The organism is Geodermatophilus sp. URMC 60 (assembly GCF_053502585.1).
Map to the genome: position 1 here is coordinate 304,252 of NZ_CP199958.1, position 17,227 is coordinate 321,478.

The window sequence follows — 17,227 nt, forward strand, 5'->3', positions numbered from 1 at the left end:
GCACGGTCGCGCCCGGCGCGTCACCGACACGCCGCGCGGCCTGGTCACGTGCTGGGAGGAGCACCCCTCAGGGGCCCGCCGGCCCCGTCCCCGGTCCCGCCCTGAGCCTGCGAGAAGTGGGGAGGACGGGGTCCTCCCCACGAGGCGCGGGGAGGGTGGCCCTCCTTCAGTCCAGACCGCCGTAGCTGTGCAGGCCGGTGGACACCATGTTCACGTACAGGAGGTTGAAGACCATCACGGCCAGGCCGACGACGTTGACCCACGCCGCCGGACGCCCCCGCCAGCCGGCCGTCGTCCGCGCGTGCAGGTAGCCGGCGTAGACCACCCAGGCGATGAACGCCCAGGTCTCCTTGGGGTCCCAGCCCCAGTACCGTCCCCAGGCGCTCTCGGCCCAGATGGCGCCGGCGATGACGGCGAAGGTCCAGATCGGGAAACCGAAGACGGCGGTGCGGTGGGCGACCCGGTCCAGCGTGACCGCGCCCGGCAGCCGGGAGAGGAACGAGCCCTCCGCCTCGGCACCGCGGGCGTCGGACCGCAGCCGCAGCAGGTACAGCACGCTGGCGATCCCGCTGACGAAGAAGATGCCGAAGCCGAGGATCGCCGTGGAGACGTGCACGGCCAGCCAGCTCGAGCGCAGCGCGGCCACCAGCGGCCCCGTCTCGGTGTAGAGGAACAGCCCGGTGGCGACCAGCGCGAGGACGACCGGTGCGAGGACGAAGGCGCCGATGTCGCGGACGGCCGGCATGCGGACCGCCAGCACCAGGTACACCACCACGCCGACGAGGACGACGGCGGTGGCGAACTCGTACATGTTGCCCCAGGGCAGCCGATCGGCGGCCATCCCACGGGTGACCAGGACGGCGGCGTGCACGAGGGCGCCCACGGCGGTGACCGCGAGCCCGACCAGGCCCCAGCGGTCGGTGCGCGACGGCGCGGCGGGCGGCGGTGCGAGCGTGGCCCCGCCCGCCCCGGACCCCGCGGGGACCAGCTGCCGCGCCGGACGGCGGCCGAACGCCAGCTGCGCCGAGAACGCCACGACGGCGACCGAGTAGAGCGCGACGGCGATCGAGAACAGCGTGTCCGACAGCTCGGCCAGCGACGGGTCAACGGTCACGCGGGGGGACCTCCGGTTCCGGTGCGGCCCAGCCGGACGGCGGGGCGGAGGGGGTCGGGGACCGCTCGTCGAGCGCAGTCCGCAGCCGCCCGGTCAGCTCGGCGAAGGACGTGGCGCTCTCGCCACCGCCCCGCGTCAGCGAGCCGACCGAGAGCACGGTACCGCCGCCGTCGGGGTCGGGGCCGACGCGGGCGAAGAAGCGCTCCCGGCGCAGCAGGAGCAGCGCGAGCAGGCCGGCCAGCAGGGCGATCGCCGCGACGAGCACCCACACCTGCCCGGGGTCGTGCGAGAACTGCAGCGCGGCGAACTGGTCGACGCCGGTGAAGGTGATCGCCGTCCCGTCGGGGAGGGTGAGCGTCTCCCCGACCGCCAGGTTGGCCCGGCCCACCTCGGTGAGCCGGCCGCGCTCGATCTGGCTCCGGTCGAGCGAGTACACCGACTGCGGGAGGCCGGAGTCCAGGCCCAGGTAGCCCTGGTAGGCCAGGACCGCCACCTGGGGGTTGAGCGCCCGCGGGTCGATCGAGGTCAGGACGCCGCCCTGCATCAGCCCGGTCGGCGCGAAGAACCCCTCGAGGGCCAACTGGTCCTGGGCGCCGGCGCCGAGGTCGGGCAGCTTGAGCGCGCCCTCGCTGGACATGGTCGTCTGGTCCGAGGGCAGGAACGGCGCCGAGACGTCGGTGAACGCCGTCCCGTCCGGGAGCGTGACGGTGAACCGCGGCGCGTAGCCGTGGCCGGTGACGTAGACCCGGTCGCCGTCGATCCGGAGCGGGTCGTTGACGCCGATCGTCGTGGGCCTGCCTTCCTCGCCGGGCCCGCCGTAGCGGATGTCGGCGGTGTAGGCGGCCGCGGTCAGGTCCTCCTCGTACTCCGCGCGGAAGTCGTCCAGGTCGATGCAGAGCGGGGTGAGGTCCGCACCGTCGACCAGTGCGCCCGAGGAGTAGGTGTCGTACTGCTGGAAGGAGTTGCAGAAGCCCTGGCCCTCGGTGACCAGGATGCTGCCCTCGTAGCCCCACAGCTTGCCGCCGGCCAGGCCGAGCAGCAGCGCCACCAGCGACAGGTGGAACAGGAGGTTGCCGGTCTCCTTCCAGAAGCCCTTCTCGGCCGACAGCTCGTCGCCGTGGGTGCCGCTGGACCCGGCGGTCCCGGCAGAGCCGGAACGGCGGACCACGCGGAAGCGACGGACCCGCAGCTCCTCCTCGACCACGTCGAGGGCGGCCGGGCCGGGCAGCGGGGTGGCCAGCTCCGCGGAGTCGGGCAGCCGCTGCAGCCGGCGCGGCGCCGGCGGCGGATCGGCCCGCAGGGCGCGGAGGTGCTCGGCCAGCCGGGGGACGACGCAGCCGATGAGCGAGACGAACAGCAGCAGGTACACCGCGGCGAACCACGGCGAGCCGAAGACGTCGAAGGCGTAGAGCCGGTCGAGCACCGGCGCCAGCGTCGGGTGATCGGCGAAGTACTGCCGGACGGCGTTTTGGTTCAGCGAGCGCTGGGGCAGCAGCGAGCCGGGTATCGCCGCCAGTGCCAGCAGGAACAGCAGGATGATCGCCGTCCGCATGGCGGTCAGCCGGCGCCACCAGCGCAGCCACAGGCCCGCGGCGCGGGCGCCCGGGGAGGGACGGGCAGGGGGCGGCGGTGCCGCGGCCGGCCGCGGCGGGGCAGTGGTGGTCACAGCGACGTCTCCGCGAAGCCGTTGGCGGCCAGCCAGCCCTGCAGCCAGCGCATCATCTCGGTCCAGGCGCCGGTGACCAGCAGCAGGCCGACGACCACGAGGACGGCGCCGCCGAACCGGGTGACCCCCTGCGCGTGCCGGCGCAGGAAGGACGTGGCGCCCATCGCCCAGCGGGCGCCCAGTGCGACCAGCACGAACGGCACGCCCAGGCCCAGGCAGTAGGCCAGCCCGAGCAGCGCGCCGCGGCCGGCGGTGGCCTGCTGGAAGGCGAGGTTCTGCACCGCGGCGAGCGTCGGGCCCAGGCACGGCGTCCAGCCCAGCCCGAAGACGACGCCCAGCAGCGGGGCCCCGGCCAGCCCGGTCGCGGGCCGGAACGCCACCCGCTTGGTGCGCTGGAGCAGCGGGAGCCACCCGAGGAAGCCCAGCCCCACCAGGACGGTGACCACGCCGAGGACCCGGGTGATCTCGTCGTTGTACTGCAGCAGCAGCCGGCCGAGGCCGCCGAACGCGGTGCTGATCGTGACGAAGACGGCGGTGAAGCCGAGCACGAACAGCGTCGCGCCCAGCAGCATCCGACCGCGGGGCGAGCGCTCGTCGGTGCGGACCGCCACCGCCGTGGCGCCCCCGGCAGCGGCCGCCGCCGGGGCCGTCGTCCGGGCGCCGGAGCCGACCAGACCGGTGACGTAGGAGAGGTAGCCGGGCACCAGCGGCAGCACGCAGGGCGAGGCGAAGCTGACCAGGCCGACCAGTGCCGCGACGGCGGCGGCCACGAGCAGCGGGCCGTCGGTCACCAGGCCGCTGAAGGTCTCCCCCATCAGCCCTCCTCGGCCATCAGCAGCTCGAGCACCGCGCGCAGGTCGTCCTGCGCGACCGCGCCGGTGTAGACGGCGGCCACCCTCCCCTGCGCGTCGAGCACGATGGTGGACGGGATGGCGTTGGCCGGGTAGTCCCGGAACGCCAGGGCCACCTCGCCTCGCGGGTCGTCCAGCGAGGGGAACTCGATGCCGAAGCTGTCCTCGAAGGCACGGGCGAGCTGGTCGGTGTCCTTGACGTTGACGCCGAGGAACCGCACGCCCTGGTCGCGCACCTCGGCGTAGACCTCCTGGAACCCCGGCGACTCGACCCGGCAGGGCGCGCACCAGGAGCCCCAGAAGTTCAGGACGGCGACGTTGCCGTCGAGCTCGCTGGAGGCGAAGTCCCCGCCGTCGAGCAGGGTGCCGGAGAACTCCGGCGCCGCGGCCCGCTCGTCGGGCGGGATGACCTCGCCGGCCGGGGTGCCCTGCACGAAGCGGAACTCCCCGCCGTTGTTGACGTCGACGGCGTCGGTGCCGGTCGAGCAGCCGGCGAGCAGGAGCGTCCCGGCCAGGGCGCCGAGCAGCCGTCGTCTCATGCGCCGGGCACCGCGTCGGGGGGCGTGGCGCCGGCGGGCTCGGCGTAGGACAGCCCCACGAAGCGGTCGCCGTCGTAGGTCAGCGAGGTGATGCTGGCCAGGCCGCACTGCCGGCGACGCGGGTCGTGCGCGTAGCGGCGTCCCTCCAGGTGCAGCCGCAGCGTCCAGATCGGCAGCTGGTGGCTCACGCACACCGCCGCGGCGCCGCGGGCGGCGTCCCGGGCGGCCTCGACCGCGGCCAGCATCCGCGCGGCGATCTCGACGTAGGGCTCGCCCCACGACGGGCGGAACGGGTTGCGCAGCTTCCACCAGTGCTGGGGCGAGCGCAGCGTGCCGTCCCCCACGCCGACCCGCAGGCCCTCGAAGGCGTTGCCCGCCTCGATGAGCCGGTCGTCGACCTCGATCGGCAGCTCGAGCTTCCCGGCGGTGGGCGCAGCCGTCTGCTGCGCGCGCTCCAGCGGGCTGCTGATCACGTGGGTGAGGTCCTTGTCGGCCAGCCACTCGGCGGCGGCCAGGGCCATCGCCTCGCCGGTCTCCGAGAGCCGGTAGCCCGGCAGCCGGCCGTAGAGCACCTTCTCGGGGTTGTGCACCTCGCCGTGGCGCAGCAGGTGGACGACGGTGGTCTCGGCCATCAGGTGCTCATCCCGGTGGTGGCGTCCGCCGGCTCCTCGGCCGGCGGGGCGGACGAGGGGTCGACGGCCGCCGCGGCGCGGGCGGCGGCGGGCAGGGCCTCGAGCACCCGCTCGACGGCCTCGTCGTCGAGCGCGGCGCTGACGAACCACGACTCGAACGCCGACGGCGGCAGGTAGACGCCGCGGGCGAGCATCGCGTGGAAGAAGGCGGTGTAGCGGGCGGCGTCCTGCGAACGGGCGTCGTCGTAGTCGCGCACCGGCCGCTCGTCGGGGACGAAGAACACCGAGAACATCGAGCCGGCCTGCTGGACCCGGTGCGGGACGCCTGCGGCGAACAGCGCGGCGCTGGCCGCCCCGCGCAGGGTGACGGCGACCTGGTCGCAGCGGGCGTAGACCTCGTCGGTGCAGTGCCGCAACGTGGTGAGGCCCGCGGCGACCGCGACCGGGTTCCCCGACAGCGTGCCCGCCTGGTACACCGGCCCGGCCGGCGCCAGGTGCTCCATGAGGTCGGCGCGGCCGCCGAACGCCGCGGCCGGGAGCCCGCCGCCCATGACCTTGCCGAAGGTCATCAGGTCGGCGTCCACCGGGTCCAGTCCGTACCAGCCGGAGCGGGAGACGCGGAACCCGGTCATGACCTCGTCGACGATCAGCAGCGCGCCGTGCGCGGCGGTGGTGCGGCGCAGCGCCTGGTTGAAGCCGTCCAGCGGGGGGACGACGCCCATGTTGCCGACCGCGGCCTCGGTGATGACCGCGGCGATCTCGCTGCCCCGCTCGGCGAAGACCGCCTCGACCGCGGCCGCGTCGTTGTAGGGCAGGACGACGGTGTCGGCGGCGGCGCCGGTGGTGACGCCGGGGGTGTCGGGCAGGCCGAGGGTGGCGACGCCGGAGCCGGCCGAGGCCAGCAGGGCGTCGACGTGGCCGTGGTAGCAGCCGGCGAACTTCACGACGACCCGGCGTCCGGTGACGCCGCGGGCCAGCCGGACCGCCGAGAGCACCGCCTCGGTGCCGGAGTTGACCAGCCGCACCTCCTCCACCGGCGGCATCCGGCGGACGATCTCCTCGGCCAGCTCGACCTCGCCCTCGGTCGGGGCGCCGAAGGTGAGGCCGCGGCGGGCGGCCGCGGTGACCGCCTCGACGACGGCCGGGTGGGCGTGGCCGAGGATCAGCGGGCCCCACGAGGCGACGAGGTCGACGTAGCGGCGTCCGTCGGCGTCGGTGAGGTAGGCGCCCTGGCCCTGCGCCATGAAGCGCGGGGTGCCGCCGACGGCGCCGAAGGCGCGCACGGGCGAGTTCACCCCGCCGGGGGTGACCCGCTGAGCGCGGCCGAACAGGTCGGCCGACGCGGGGGCCTCGTAGGCGTACGGGGGGCTGTCCAGCGAGGTCACGACCCCAGTGTCCCCTCCCTCCCCGGCACGCCGCCGGGGACGTCCGACACAGCCGCGAGCAGAGCGCGCGACAGCGCGGCAGGGTCGCGGGTGGGCACCAGCACGGTGCGCCCGTCGGTCGTGCGCAGCGGCAGGCCGGACCGGCCGCGGGGCAGCGACCAGCCGCCGCCGAGCACCGGGGCGCCGGCGTCCACCCCCGCTGTCCCGGCACCGACCGCGCGCAGGTGCGCGGCGTCGACCGAGGCCAGCGGCACCCGCTCCGGGCCGACCGACAGCGCGGGGGCGTCGCCCCCGGCATCGACCCGCACCGTCCAGGCGCGGCGGGCGGAGACCACGCCCGCCGCCACGACGCCCGGGACGACGACGACCAGGAGCCGGAGCAGCGGCGGCACGTCGGGGCGGGGCAGCACGAGGTCCAGGACGACGACGAGCCCGAGGGCCCCGGCGGCCGACCAGAACGGCCGCCAGGAGCCCCCGGGCTCGACGTAGTCGTCCCCCGCCCGCCCCATCAGCGCAGCCAGCGGGCCGCTTCCACCGCCCAGTAGGTGAGCACGGTGCCCGCACCCGCGCGGCGGATCGCGGTGAGCGTCTCCAGGACGGCCCGCCGCCGGTCCACCCAGCCGTTGGCCGCGGCGGCCTCGAGCATCGCGTACTCACCGCTGACCTGGTACGCGCTGACCGGGACGTCGACGGCGTCGGCGACCCGGGCGACGATGTCGAGGTAGGGCAGCGCGGGCTTGACCATGACGGCGTCGGCGCCCTCGGCGAGGTCCTGCGCCACCTCGCGCAGCGCCTCGTCGGCGTTGGGCGGGTCCATCTGGTAGGTCGAGCGGTCACCGAACTGCGGCGCGCCCTCGGCGGCCTCGCGGAACGGGCCGTAGAAGCCCGAGGCGTACTTCGCGGCGTAGGCGAGGATCGGCGTCTCCTGGAACGCCGCGCCGTCCAGCCCCCGGCGGATCGCCGCGACCTGGCCGTCCATCATCCCGCTGGGGGCGATGACGTGCGCCCCGGCCCGGGCCTGGGCGATCGCGACCGACGCGTAGCGGTCCAGCGTCGGGTCGTTGTCGACGACGCCGGCCGGGGTGACCAGCCCGCAGTGCCCGTGGTCGGTGTACTCGCACAGGCACAGGTCGGCCATGAGCACCAGCTCGTCGCCAAGGTCGGCGCGCAGCTGCTGCAGGGCGACGTTGACGATGCCGTCGGCGGCGTCGGCCTGCGAACCGACGGGGTCCTTCTCCGACGGGATGCCGAAGAGGATCAGCCCGCCGATGCCGGCCTCGGCCGCCTCGTGCGCGGCCTTCCGCAGCGAGTCGGTCGTGTGCTGGACGACGCCGGGCATCGAGCTGATCGGCTGCGGCTCGTCGATGCCCTCCTTGACGAACACCGGCAGCACCAGGTCGGCCGGGGCCAGCCGGGTCTGCGCGGTGAGCCGCCGCAGCGCGGGCGTCGACCGCAGCCGGCGCCCGCGCGCGAAGCCCGGACTCGCGCCTCCGCTCACTTCTCCTCGCCGCCCTCCGCCTCACGGAGGGACAGCGCGTGCGCGGCCAGCGCGTCGACCAGCGGGCCCACGGCTGCGGTCTCGGGCTGGACGTCGACCCGCAGGCCGAACTCCTGCGCCGTGGCCGCGGTCTGCGGGCCGATCACCGCGACGACGGTCTTGGCGTGCGGCTTGCCGGCGATGCCGACCAGGTTGCGCACGGTGCTCGACGAGGTGAAGCACACCGCGTCGAAGCCGCCGCCCTTGATCGCCTCGCGCACCGGGGCGGGCGGCGGGGCGGCCCGGACGGTGCGGTAGGCGGTGACGTCGTCGATCTCCCAGCCGCGCTCCTTGAGGCCCGCGGCGAGGGTCTCGGTGGCGATGTCGGCGCGCGGCAGCAGCACCCGGTCGATCGGGTCGAGCACGTCGTCGTACTCGGGGAAGTCGGCCAGCAGGCCCTCGCTGGACTGCTGCCCGGTGGGCACCAGCTCCGGCACGATGCCGAAGGCGCGCACCGCGTCGGCGGTGGACTCGCCGACGCAGGCGACCTTGACGCCGGCGAACGCCCGCGCGTCGAGGCCCAGCTCGACGAACTTCTCCCGGACGGCCTTCACCGCGTTGACCGAGGTGAAGACGATCCAGCCGTAGCGGCCGGTGACCAGGCCCTTGATGGCGCGGTCCATCTGCGCGGGGCTGCGCGGCGGCTCGACGGCGATCGTCGGCACCTCGATCGGGACGGCGCCGTAGGCCCGCAGCCGGTCGCTCATCCCACCGGCCTGGTCCTTGGTGCGTGGCACGAGCACCCGCCAGCCGAACAGCGGCCGGCTCTCCCACCAGGACAGCCGGGCGCGCTTCTCGACGGCCGACCCGACGGTGGCCACGACCGGGCCGCTGACGGCGTCCAGCCCGGCGGTCTTCTCGGCCACGGCGGCGAGCTTGGCGACGACGCTCTTCTGCCCGGTGCCCGAGCCGCCGGTGGTGACGACGACCGGGGTGGAGCCGGTCAGGCCGCCCTCGACCAGCCGCGCGGCGGCGTCGGGGAGGTCCTCGGCGTTGCCCTGCAGCACCAACGGCGCATCCAGGGCCCTGGCCGCCGTGGCCAGCGCCGCCAGGTCCGCCTCGCCGCCGCGCAGGTCGGCCGACAGCGAGGTGCCACCCAGGGCGACCCCGGCGAAGGCCGGCACGGCGGTGGCGGAGGCGACCCCCGGGACGACGTCGAAGCCGACCGAGGTGCGGCCCACGGCCAGCACCTCCTTGACCACGTGGTCGGAGGTGAACGGGTCGCCGGCGACCAGCCGGACGACGGTGCCGCCGGACTTGGCGGCGGCCACGGCGGCCTTGGCGACCTCGGCCGGCTCCCCGGTCGCGGGGGTCAGCTCGAGGTCGGGCCGGTCGGTGCGGACGGCCTCGGCGATCGCCGGCGTGACGTCGGGGTCGACGAGGACGGTGTGCGCCTCGGCGAGCGCCGCGGTGGCCCGGGCGGTCAGCATCCCGGGGTCGCCCGGGCCGGCGCCGACGAAGACGACCGTGCCGGCCGTCCCGCCGTTCTGCTTGCGGAAGCGCGTCATCGCGTGCTCCTGTCTAGGGCCCCGGAGGGGCTGGTGTGCGGGGTTCGGGAGGCCGGGTCCTGCTGCCCGGCTCGGGGGGTGCGGCTCATCGGGCGGCCGCCATCAGCACGGCGGCACCCCGGTCGAGGAGCTCCGCGGCGAGCTCACGGCCGAGCCGCTCGGCCTCGGCGGGCGGCCCGGTGGTGGAGCCGCGGACGCCGTCGCTGCCGTCGAGCGCGGTGACCGAGGCGCGGAGGAACAGCTCGGGACCGTCCTCGCCCTCGGCGAGTTCGGCGTACGCGGCGACCGGCGCGCTGCAGCCGGCCTCCAGCGCCGCGAGCGTCGTCCGCTCGGCGACGACGCAGGCACGGGTGCCGGCGTCGTCGAGGGCGGCGAGCAGCTGTCGGGTGCGCTCGTCGTCGCTGCGGCACTCCACGGCCAGCGCGCCCTGCGCCGGCGCGGGCAGGACCTGCAGCGGGTCGAGGGTCTCGGTGACGGCGGACAGCCGGCCGAGCCGGGCGAGCCCGGCGCGGGCCAGCACGACGGCGTCCAGGTCACCCGGGACGACGCGTGCCATGCGGGTGTCGACGTTGCCCCGGATCGGCACCACCTCGAGGCCGAGGCCCAGCGCCCGCAGCTGGGCGACCCGCCGCGGAGCGCCGGTGCCCACCTTCGCGCCCGGCGGCAGCTCACCGAGGGTCAGGCCGTCGCGGGCGACCAGCGCGTCGCGCGGGTCCTCCCGGGGCGGGACGGCGGCGATGGTCAGCCCCGGCTCGGGCAGCGTGGGCAGGTCCTTGTAGCTGTGGACGGCGACGTCGACGGTGCCCTCGAGCAGCGCCTGCCGGATCGCCGTCACGAAGACGCCGGTGCCGCCGAGCTGCGCGATCGCGGCCGAGGAGCGGTCGCCCTCCGTGCTGATGTGCACCAGCCGGACCGGGACGCCGCTGGCCGCGGTGATCGCGTCGGCGACCGCCTGCGACTGGGTGGTCGCCAACTGGCTGGCGCGGGTGCCCAACCGCAGCGTGCCCGTGGTGGTGGCCGTCATGCCGTGCCCCCGGGACGCAGCTCGTCGGGGTCGACGGTGACCGCCTCGGCCAGGTTGGTCCGCGCCGGGATGACCTCGGCGTCGATACCGAGACCGAACAGGGCGCGCAGCGCGTCGGCGTAGTCCACGCCGCCGGGGGCGCTGGCCAGCTCCTTGACCCGCACGGTCGGCTCGTGCAGCAGCTTGTCGACGACGCGGCGGACGGTGCGGGCCACCTCGGCGCGGGCGCGCGCGTCCAGGTCGGGCAGCCGGGCGGAGAGCCGCAGCAGCTCGGCGTCGACCACCTCGGCGGCCTGGCTGCGCAGCGCCGAGACCGTCGGCGCGACCGCGGCCGCCTGCCGCTCGGCGCGCAGCAGCGCGGTCTCGGCCTCGATGAGGGCGTGCGCAGCGGCGACGTCGTCGGCCGCCACCGGGCTGGCGGACACGTGCCCGTCGCCACCCCGCTCGCCCTGCAGGAGGGCTGTGTTCTTCTCGCCCTGCAGGAGGGCTGTGTTCTTCTCGCCCTGCAGGAGGGCTGTGTTCTTCTCGCCCTGCAAGAGGGCTGTGTTCTTCTCGCCCTGCAGGAGGGCCCTGCTCCGTTCGCCCTGCAGGAGGGCCAGGTCGACCACGTGCACGCCGGGCAGCGCGGCCACGCCCGGGTCGACGTCGCGGGGCAGCGCCAGGTCGATGACGACCAGCGGCCGGTCCTGCCCGGCGGCCCCGATCCTGGACTGCATCGCCCCGGCCACCACCTCGGTGCCGATGACGATGCCGCGCGCACCGGTGCAGGTGACCAGCACCTCTGCGGCGGCGACCTCGGCGGGCAGGTCGGCGAGGTCGGCGGCCCGGCCCTCGACCGAGGTCGCCAGGCGCTGGGCGTGCGCGGGCGTGCGGCTGCTGACGGTCACGGCGGCGCCGCGGCGGGCCAGCGTGGTCGCGGCCAGGGCACCCATGGAACCAGCGCCCACCACGAGCACCGGCCGGCCGGCGAGCGAGCCGATCCGCTCCTCGGCGCGGTCGAGCGAGACCGACACCAGCGAGGCGCCGGCCTTGTCGATGCCGGTCTCGGAGTGGACCCGCTTGCCGACCCGCAGCGCCCGCTGCGCGACCGGGTGCAGCGCCCGGCCGACGGTGCCCTGCTCGCGGGCGAGTGCGTAGGCGTTGCGCAGCTGGCCGAGGACCTGCGTCTCCCCCACGACCATCGAGTCCAGGCCCGCGGCGACGGTGAACAGGTGCGCGACCGCCTGGTCCTCGTAGTGGACGGTGACGTACGGGGAGAGCTCCTCCACCGTGGCGCCGGCCTGGCGGGACAGCACGCGGCTGACGTCCGTGACGCCGCCGTGGAACCGGTCCACCTCGGCGAAGACCTCGACCCGGTTGCAGGTCGCCAGCACGATCGCCTCGCTGACGTGGTCGCTGCCGACCAGCTCGTGCAGCGCCTTGACGGTGTCGTCGGCGCCCATCGCGAACTGCTCGAGCAGCGCCACGGGAGCGGTCTGGTGGCTCACCCCGACGGCCAGGAGGCTCATGCCCCCTCCTCGCCGGTGCTGGTCATGCGCGCCGGCCGGCTCGCCGGACCCCTCGGTGAACTGGCGAGCTCGCTCACGCGGTCACCTCCACGGTCGGTGCGGCGGCGCCGCGCTGCTGACCGAGGAACGCGAGCACCTGCAGTTCGACGGAGAGGTCGACCTGGCGGACGTCGACCCCCGCGGGCGCGTTCAGCGCCACCGGCGCGAAGTTCAAGATGCTCCTCACCCCGGCCGCGGTCAGCCGGTCGCAGACCGGCTGGGCGACGTCGGCCGGTGTCGCGATGACCCCGATCGTGGCCGCCGTCGCGGCCACCACCTCGTCGAGCTCGGCCATCGGGCGCACCGGCTGGCCGCCGATCCGCCGGCCGACGCGCTCGGGGGCGGCGTCGAAGAGCCCGACGAAGCGGAACCCGCGGCTGCCGAAGCCGGCGTAGTCGGCCAGGGCGGTGCCCAGGTTGCCGATCCCCACCAGCACGCAGGGGCGGGACCGCTCGACGCCCAGGACACGGGCGATGCGGTCGCGCAGCGTGGCCACCTCGTAGCCCACCCCGCGGACCCCGCAGGGGCCCAGGTGGGAGAGGTCCTTGCGCAGCCCGGCCGGGTTCACGCCCGCCGCCGAGGCGAGCTCCCCCGAGGAGACGTTGCTGCGCCCGCCGTCGGCCAGGCCGGTGAGCACGCGCAGGTACACGGCCAGGCGGGCGACGGTGGCCTCCGGGATCCGGGGCCGGGGTGAGGACACGCGGCACTCCACAGACGGTCGCGCCCGGAGTTCCGGCGGGTGCCGGATGCGGTCGAACGACATCGGGACCCGGGCGGTCGGCCGCCCGGCGTCAGCCACGGTAACCGCTTGTGAACGCAGGAACAAAGTCGCCGGGGGGCCAGGAGACCGCTCCCCAGCGCAGACGCGCCCTGCTGTGGTGGAGACCATACCGTGCGTCCCCCGGAGGACCCGCTCGGGTGAGTCCCGGGCCCGACCGTCCGCCCTGGGTGGTGGCCCGGTCCTGACCGACCTGCGCACTCCCGCGCCGTCCCCCGCTCCCGCGCCGGTGCAGCAGCGCGGGGATGTCGGGAACAGCGCGGGAGTGGAGCCGCGCGCGTACGAGTGGCCGGGCGCGGGGCGAGGAGCCTCCTCCTACAGGCCGAGATCCCGTCGCAACCGGGGCACGTCGACGGTGAAGTAGCAGTGCTCCCGCCCGTCGAGCAGCACCACCGGCACCCGGTCGCCGTACTCGGCCTGCAGCTCCGGATCGGCGTCCACGTCGACCTGCGCGACCGCCAGCCCGGCCTCGACCGCGAGCCGGTCGAGGGTCTCGGCGGCCACCGCGCACAGGTGGCAGCCGGCCCGGGTCAGCAGCTGCAGCCGTGGTACGTCACCGGTCACCGTCGCTCCTCTCCTGGTCGGCGCGGGCCAGGCCCAGTTCCCGCAGCCGGGCGCGGCTGACCTTGCCGGTCAGCGAGTGCGGCAGCGCGGCGAGGACCTGCACCGACGTCGGCACCTTGTACCGGGCGAGGGACGCCGCGGCGTGCACGCGCAACTCCTCGAAGCCGACCTCCCGCCCCGGCCGCAGCGCGACCACGGCCCGGACCGCGGCGCCGGTCTGCGGGTCGGGCACGCCGATGACCGCGCTCTCCGCGACGGCCGGGTGGGTGTCGAGCACCCGCTCCACCTCGGCGGGGTAGACGTTGAAGCCGCTGACGAGGATGAGGTCGCTGCGGCGGTCGACCAGGTGCAGGTCGCCGTCCTCGTCGGCGTAGGCGAGGTCGCCGGTGGCCAGCCACCCCTCCGCATCGGGACCGTCGACCCCGTCGGGCCAGTACCCGGAGAAGAGGTTGGCGCCGCGCACCCAGATTTCGCCCGGGCCGTCCTCGGCGAGGTCGCCGGGTACCGCCACCTCGTCGTCCTCCGCCGACCCGTGCAGCGCGGTGTCGCGCAGCTGCAGTTCCACCCCCGGGATCGGGCCGCCGATGCAGTTCGGCTTGGCCCGGCCGGTCGCCAGCGTGCTGGCCACCACCGGGCAGGCCTCGGTGAGGCCGTAGCCCTCCCACACGGTGACCGCGGCACGCTCGCGCATCGCCGCCCAGACCTCCTCGGGCAGCGGCGCAGCACCCGAGGAGGCCATGCGGACGGCGGCGAACGCGCGGCGCAGCAGAGCGTCGGACCCGGTGGCGTCGGCGACGGCCAGCCACGCCTGGAACAGGGGCGGGGCGCCCGGGATGGCGGTGACCTCCTCCCGGGCCATGAGCTCCAGGGAGCCGACGGGGTCGAAGGACTCCAGGAGCACCGCGCAGGCGCCGGCGGCCGCCACCAGGCCGAAGCCGGCGTTGAGCCCGTAGACGTGGAAGAGCGGGAGCACCAGCAGGACGCGGTCGTGGGGCCGGACCGGCGGCGGGTCCATCCGCAGGCACTGCTCCTGGTTGGCCCGCAGCGCGGCCGCCGACAGCATCGCGCCGCGCGGCCGGCCGGTCGTCCCGCTGGTGTAGGCGAGGAAGGCCGTCGTGGCGGGGTCCTCCGGGACCTCCGGTGGCGGACCGTCGTCCGTCGGCGGGCCGGGTACCACCGGCACGCCGGCCACCGCCGTCCGGTCCCCGGCCGCGACCAGCAGCGACGCCCCGGAGTCGGTCAGCACGTACTCCAGTTCCGGGTCGGTGTAGGCGGTGTTGACCGGGACGACGACCAGGCCCGCCCGCAGGGCGCCCAACGCCGCCCGCAGCCAGTCGGCGCCGTTGGGCAGCTGCACGGCCACCCGTTCACCCGGCGTCAGGCCGCGGGTGGCGTAGCCGGCGGCCACGCGGTCGACCTGCGCGTCGAGCTCGCCCCAGCTCAGCCGCTCCTCGCCGGCCACGACGGCCGGCGCGTCCGCGCGGTCCCGCGCCGCGGCGCGCACCAGCCCGGACAGCGAGCTACCGACGTCTGTCATGCACATCTCCTCCGGTGGAGCGCTGATGGCCACCCGCGGGAAGGCGCCTCCCACCGGCCTCTGACGGGGTGGCGTGGACGGACTGCAGCGATGTTGTCACCATGTGCTCAGAACCGCAGCGCCGCGACCCCCGTGCACGGGCATCACGGGTCGGGGACGGCGGGGTCCCCGGCGGGTGGACGAGGAGGACGGGACGCATGCGACGGTCGCGCCCTGCGGACGGGCGCGTGCCCGCCATGTCCGGAGCGGCCGCCGGGCCACGTCCGCGGCCCACCCCGCGTCCGCGCCCGACCCCCTACCCGCGGACCGCCGGCGACACACCGCCCGTACCGGAGCCCCTGCCCCGCCCCGTTCCGGCGCCCGGAGCCGAGCCCGCGGTCGCGGCGGAGGGGGCCGCGGCGTGGCCGGCGGTCGACGCCGAGCCCGACGCGGTCACGCAGGAGGCCGCCGAGGACGAGGTCGCCGAGGACGAGGTCGCCGAGGAGCTCGCCGCCCTCGGCGAGGGGATCCCGCCGCTGGTCGTCGACGTCTGGGCGCTGGTCCGCCGGGCGCAGGACGGCGACGCGGAGGCGTTCGGCCGCCTCTACGACCACTACGTGACGATGGTCCACCGGTACCTGCTGCACCGGGTCGGCGACCGGGCCCAGGCCGAGGACTTCACCAGCGAGACCTTCGTCCGGGCGCTGCGCCGGATCGACTCCCTGTCCTTCCAGGGCCGCGACGTCGGTGCCTGGCTGGTGACCATCGCCCGCAACATCGTCCGCGACCACGTGAAGAGCAGCCGGTTCCGGCTCGAGGTGACCACCGCCGACATGCGCGACGCCGATCGCGCCACCGACGGGCCGGAGGACGCCGTCGTCCAGTCGCTGACCAACGAGCAGCTGCTGGCCTGCATCCGGCAGCTGGGCAGCGAGCAGCAGGAGTGCATCTCGCTGCGCTTCCTGCAGGGTCTCTCGGTGGCCGAGACCGCGGCGGTCATGGGCAAGAAGGACGGCGCCGTCAAGGCGCTGCAGCACCGCGCCGTCCGCCGGCTGGCCAGCCTGTTGCCGGAGGGACTCCGGTGACAGGCTCGGTCGTCCCCCCGCGGAACCCCGTAACGGCCGCGTCCCCGGTGTCGTTCACGGGGTGGAGGCGCTCCACCGGGGAGCGCCACCGCCCGACCGACCGACCCCTCGGAGGCACCTGGTGAGCACGCGCGACGGCGCCGAACCGCCGGGTGGCCGGCGGGCCGTCGTACGCGAGCGGGAGGATGCGGTCGTCGCCCGTCTGCAGCGGCTGGCGGCCGACCTCGACGACGCACCGGACGCACGGTTCCGGTCCGCCACCCGCGACCGGCTGGTCGCGATGGCCGCGGTCCGCTCCCCGCAGCGCGCGCCGCGCTCCGGCCTGCGGCGGCTGCTGGCCGCCCGCGCCGACCACGACCCGCCCGCGACGTGGCGCACCCGGCTGACCGCCGGCCTGGCCGGTGCGGCGATGACCGTGACCGCCCTCGGGACGCTCGTGGCGCTGTCCACCGGGGCCCGGCCCGGTGACGCCCTGTACGGCGTCAAGCGCGGCGCGGAGCAGACCCAGCTCGCCCTGGCCGGCGACGACCGCGGTCTGACGCTGCTGGAGTTCGCCCGGACCCGCCTCGACGAGCTGGCCGACCTGCGCGCTCCCGCGGCGGGCGACGTGGTCGGCCTGCTCGACACGATGGACGCCCAGACCCGGGAGGGTGCCGCGTTCCTGACGACCCAGGCGGTCGCCGGCCGGGATCCCGCGCCGGTCGCGGAGCTGGCCGACTGGGCCGGGCGGCAGGCCGCCGAGTTGAGCGCGCTGCGGGCCGACCTGCCCGCGGAGGCGGCGGTCGCGTCGCAGCAGTCCCTCGAGCTGCTGACCGGCGTGTCCGGCCGGGCCACCGGGCTGCGGGCCGCACTGACCTGCGCCGACGGCCCGGCCACGGCGGGCACCGATCCGCTGGGACCGGTGCCGGCAGGGTGCCCGGCCGGAGCGCCGCAGCGCGGCACACCCACCGACGAGGCCCCGGCCGGGGACACCGGCGACGACGGCATCCCCTCCGGCGACGCCCCTGCCTCCGACGGCGGCGCCCCTCGGGCCGGCACCTCGGCGCGGTCCCCGGCCCCGGCCCCGCGGCCGGCCCCGCCCTCCGCGCCCGCGCCGTCCGCGTCCACGCCGTCCGCGCCTGCGCCGTCCGCGCCCCCGTCGTCCGCGCCGTCCGTTCCCCGCTCCGGGAGCGGCGACCGGGACGGCGGGTCTTCGTCCGGAGACGACGGGACGAATCCGGGAGTGCCGGACACCCCGGCCGTGGAGTCGCCGCTGCCGGTGCCCGATCCGCCGGTGCCCGACCGGCCGCTGGCCACGCCTGTGGCACCCGAGGAGCCCGACGGGGAACCGCTGCTGGAGACCCCGCTGCCGATCTGCATCCAGCCGCTGGTCTGCTGACCCGCGCAGGGTCGATCCGGCTCCACGGGCCCCCGGCCGATGCCCCGCGGGACGCCACTAGGGTCGGGGACGCACCGGCCGTCCGCGAGGGCGGTGGAGGAGC

The 17,227-nt window shown here is 76.0% G+C and carries 16 protein-coding genes; 2 read left to right on the top strand and 14 right to left on the bottom strand.

What is annotated here, in order from left to right; all coding sequences use genetic code 11:
- Positions 1-166: 166 nt before the first annotated feature.
- The 14 genes from ccsB to ACWIX3_RS01540 form a co-directional block, all read right to left on the bottom strand.
- Positions 167-1,114, bottom strand: a complete 948-nt coding sequence (gene ccsB / locus ACWIX3_RS01475; protein ID WP_448610312.1) for a c-type cytochrome biogenesis protein CcsB — start codon at positions 1,112-1,114, stop codon at positions 167-169.
- Positions 1,104-2,780 (bottom strand): cytochrome c biogenesis protein ResB, encoded by a 1,677-nt coding sequence (resB, locus tag ACWIX3_RS01480; RefSeq protein WP_448610313.1) that lies wholly within the window; start codon positions 2,778-2,780, stop codon positions 1,104-1,106. Before resB ends, ccsB begins: the two co-directional genes overlap by 11 nt.
- Positions 2,777-3,595, bottom strand: a complete 819-nt coding sequence (locus ACWIX3_RS01485) for a cytochrome c biogenesis CcdA family protein (RefSeq protein ID WP_448610314.1) — start codon at positions 3,593-3,595, stop codon at positions 2,777-2,779. The genes resB and ACWIX3_RS01485 overlap by 4 nt, the downstream gene beginning before the upstream one ends.
- Positions 3,595-4,170 carry a TlpA family protein disulfide reductase gene (locus ACWIX3_RS01490; RefSeq protein ID WP_448610315.1) on the bottom strand — a complete coding sequence of 192 codons (576 nt, stop codon included), beginning with the start codon at positions 4,168-4,170 and terminating at the stop codon, positions 3,595-3,597. Before ACWIX3_RS01490 ends, ACWIX3_RS01485 begins: the two co-directional genes overlap by 1 nt.
- Complete coding sequence (locus tag ACWIX3_RS01495) at positions 4,167-4,802, bottom strand: histidine phosphatase family protein (RefSeq protein WP_448610316.1); 636 nt, start codon at positions 4,800-4,802, stop codon at positions 4,167-4,169. Before ACWIX3_RS01495 ends, ACWIX3_RS01490 begins: the two co-directional genes overlap by 4 nt.
- Positions 4,802-6,187, bottom strand: a complete 1,386-nt coding sequence (gene hemL / locus ACWIX3_RS01500; protein WP_448610317.1) for a glutamate-1-semialdehyde 2,1-aminomutase — start codon at positions 6,185-6,187, stop codon at positions 4,802-4,804. Before hemL ends, ACWIX3_RS01495 begins: the two co-directional genes overlap by 1 nt.
- A complete protein-coding gene (locus ACWIX3_RS01505; RefSeq protein ID WP_448610318.1) occupies positions 6,184-6,696 on the bottom strand; it encodes a hypothetical protein in 513 nt (170 codons plus the stop codon). The genes hemL and ACWIX3_RS01505 overlap by 4 nt, the downstream gene beginning before the upstream one ends.
- Complete coding sequence (gene hemB / locus ACWIX3_RS01510) at positions 6,696-7,685, bottom strand: porphobilinogen synthase (protein WP_448610319.1); 990 nt, start codon at positions 7,683-7,685, stop codon at positions 6,696-6,698. The genes ACWIX3_RS01505 and hemB overlap by 1 nt, the downstream gene beginning before the upstream one ends.
- Positions 7,682-9,232 (bottom strand): uroporphyrinogen-III synthase, encoded by a 1,551-nt coding sequence (locus ACWIX3_RS01515; protein WP_448610320.1) that lies wholly within the window; start codon positions 9,230-9,232, stop codon positions 7,682-7,684. The genes hemB and ACWIX3_RS01515 overlap by 4 nt, the downstream gene beginning before the upstream one ends.
- Before the next feature lie 85 nt (positions 9,233-9,317).
- Positions 9,318-10,256 (bottom strand): hydroxymethylbilane synthase, encoded by a 939-nt coding sequence (gene hemC, locus ACWIX3_RS01520; RefSeq protein ID WP_448610321.1) that lies wholly within the window; start codon positions 10,254-10,256, stop codon positions 9,318-9,320.
- Positions 10,253-11,764 carry a glutamyl-tRNA reductase gene (hemA, locus tag ACWIX3_RS01525; protein ID WP_448610322.1) on the bottom strand — a complete coding sequence of 504 codons (1,512 nt, stop codon included), beginning with the start codon at positions 11,762-11,764 and terminating at the stop codon, positions 10,253-10,255. The genes hemC and hemA overlap by 4 nt, the downstream gene beginning before the upstream one ends.
- Positions 11,765-11,837: 73 nt before the next feature.
- A complete protein-coding gene (locus ACWIX3_RS01530) occupies positions 11,838-12,503 on the bottom strand; it encodes a redox-sensing transcriptional repressor Rex (protein WP_448610323.1) in 666 nt (221 codons plus the stop codon).
- Positions 12,504-12,896: 393 nt separating this feature from the next.
- Positions 12,897-13,145 (bottom strand): glutaredoxin family protein, encoded by a 249-nt coding sequence (locus ACWIX3_RS01535; RefSeq protein WP_448610324.1) that lies wholly within the window; start codon positions 13,143-13,145, stop codon positions 12,897-12,899.
- Entirely contained in the window at positions 13,135-14,682 is a 1,548-nt protein-coding gene (locus ACWIX3_RS01540) for an AMP-binding protein (RefSeq protein WP_448610325.1), read from the bottom strand. The genes ACWIX3_RS01535 and ACWIX3_RS01540 overlap by 11 nt, the downstream gene beginning before the upstream one ends.
- Positions 14,683-14,918: 236 nt before the next feature.
- On the opposite strand from ACWIX3_RS01540, the gene ACWIX3_RS01545 reads away from it, so the two are divergent.
- A complete protein-coding gene (locus tag ACWIX3_RS01545; protein WP_448612505.1) occupies positions 14,919-15,746 on the top strand; it encodes a sigma-70 family RNA polymerase sigma factor in 828 nt (275 codons plus the stop codon).
- A gap of 121 nt (positions 15,747-15,867) precedes the next feature.
- Positions 15,868-17,124 carry a hypothetical protein gene (locus ACWIX3_RS01550; protein WP_448610326.1) on the top strand — a complete coding sequence of 419 codons (1,257 nt, stop codon included), beginning with the start codon at positions 15,868-15,870 and terminating at the stop codon, positions 17,122-17,124.
- Positions 17,125-17,227 lie beyond the last annotated feature (103 nt).

Coding starts and splice junctions, on each gene's coding strand:
- ACWIX3_RS01485 (WP_448610314.1), bottom strand. CDS start 3,595: ATGGGGGAGACCTTCAGCGGCCTGGTGACCGACGGCCCGCTGCTCGTG.
- ACWIX3_RS01490 (WP_448610315.1), bottom strand. CDS start 4,170: ATGAGACGACGGCTGCTCGGCGCCCTGGCCGGGACGCTCCTGCTCGCC.
- ACWIX3_RS01495 (WP_448610316.1), bottom strand. CDS start 4,802: ATGGCCGAGACCACCGTCGTCCACCTGCTGCGCCACGGCGAGGTGCAC.
- ACWIX3_RS01505 (WP_448610318.1), bottom strand. CDS start 6,696: ATGGGGCGGGCGGGGGACGACTACGTCGAGCCCGGGGGCTCCTGGCGG.
- ACWIX3_RS01515 (WP_448610320.1), bottom strand. CDS start 9,232: ATGACGCGCTTCCGCAAGCAGAACGGCGGGACGGCCGGCACGGTCGTC.
- hemC (WP_448610321.1), bottom strand. CDS start 10,256: ATGACGGCCACCACCACGGGCACGCTGCGGTTGGGCACCCGCGCCAGC.
- hemA (WP_448610322.1), bottom strand. CDS start 11,764: ATGAGCCTCCTGGCCGTCGGGGTGAGCCACCAGACCGCTCCCGTGGCG.
- ACWIX3_RS01540 (WP_448610325.1), bottom strand. CDS start 14,682: ATGACAGACGTCGGTAGCTCGCTGTCCGGGCTGGTGCGCGCCGCGGCG.
- ACWIX3_RS01545 (WP_448612505.1), top strand. CDS start 14,919: ATGTCCGGAGCGGCCGCCGGGCCACGTCCGCGGCCCACCCCGCGTCCG.